The sequence below is a fragment of the Salmonella sp. A1325 genome (genome assembly GCF_056991255.1).
Genome location: NZ_JAMLWO010000025.1, coordinates 1 through 1,623 on the forward strand (window position 1 = coordinate 1; position 1,623 = coordinate 1,623).

Annotated in this window: 1 rRNA gene; it reads right to left on the reverse strand. The window is 53.4% G+C overall.

The window, feature by feature from the left end:
• Nucleotides 1-3: 3 nt before the first annotated feature.
• Nucleotides 4-1,545: ribosomal RNA gene (locus tag NAZ64_RS22320) — 16S ribosomal RNA — on the reverse strand.
• Nucleotides 1,546-1,623 lie beyond the last annotated feature (78 nt).

The following is a 1,623-nucleotide window of genomic DNA, read 5'->3' on the forward strand; positions in this document are numbered from 1 at the left end:
AGGTAAGGAGGTGATCCAACCGCAGGTTCCCCTACGGTTACCTTGTTACGACTTCACCCCAGTCATGAATCACAAAGTGGTAAGCGCCCTCCCGAAGGTTAAGCTACCTACTTCTTTTGCAACCCACTCCCATGGTGTGACGGGCGGTGTGTACAAGGCCCGGGAACGTATTCACCGTGGCATTCTGATCCACGATTACTAGCGATTCCGACTTCATGGAGTCGAGTTGCAGACTCCAATCCGGACTACGACGCACTTTATGAGGTCCGCTTGCTCTCGCGAGGTCGCTTCTCTTTGTATGCGCCATTGTAGCACGTGTGTAGCCCTGGTCGTAAGGGCCATGATGACTTGACGTCATCCCCACCTTCCTCCAGTTTATCACTGGCAGTCTCCTTTGAGTTCCCGACCGAATCGCTGGCAACAAAGGATAAGGGTTGCGCTCGTTGCGGGACTTAACCCAACATTTCACAACACGAGCTGACGACAGCCATGCAGCACCTGTCTCACGGTTCCCGAAGGCACAAATCCATCTCTGAAATCTTCCGTGGATGTCAAGACCAGGTAAGGTTCTTCGCGTTGCATCGAATTAAACCACATGCTCCACCGCTTGTGCGGGCCCCCGTCAATTCATTTGAGTTTTAACCTTGCGGCCGTACTCCCCAGGCGGTCTACTTAACGCGTTAGCTCCGGAAGCCACGCCTCAAGGGCACAACCTCCAAGTAGACATCGTTTACGGCGTGGACTACCAGGGTATCTAATCCTGTTTGCTCCCCACGCTTTCGCACCTGAGCGTCAGTCTTTGTCCAGGGGGCCGCCTTCGCCACCGGTATTCCTCCAGATCTCTACGCATTTCACCGCTACACCTGGAATTCTACCCCCCTCTACAAGACTCAAGCCTGCCAGTTTCGAATGCAGTTCCCAGGTTGAGCCCGGGGATTTCACATCCGACTTGACAGACCGCCTGCGTGCGCTTTACGCCCAGTAATTCCGATTAACGCTTGCACCCTCCGTATTACCGCGGCTGCTGGCACGGAGTTAGCCGGTGCTTCTTCTGCGGGTAACGTCAATTGCTGCGGTTATTAACCACAACACCTTCCTCCCCGCTGAAAGTACTTTACAACCCGAAGGCCTTCTTCATACACGCGGCATGGCTGCATCAGGCTTGCGCCCATTGTGCAATATTCCCCACTGCTGCCTCCCGTAGGAGTCTGGACCGTGTCTCAGTTCCAGTGTGGCTGGTCATCCTCTCAGACCAGCTAGGGATCGTCGCCTTGGTGAGCCGTTACCTCACCAACAAGCTAATCCCATCTGGGCACATCTGATGGCAAGAGGCCCGAAGGTCCCCCTCTTTGGTCTTGCGACGTTATGCGGTATTAGCCACCGTTTCCAGTAGTTATCCCCCTCCATCAGGCAGTTTCCCAGACATTACTCACCCGTCCGCCACTCGTCAGCAAAGCAGCAAGCTGCTTCCTGTTACCGTTCGACTTGCATGTGTTAGGCCTGCCGCCAGCGTTCAATCTGAGCCATGATCAAACTCTTCAATTTAAAAGTTTGATGCTCAATGAATTAAACTTCGTAATGAATTACGTGTTCACTCTTGAGACTTGGTATTCATTTTTCGTC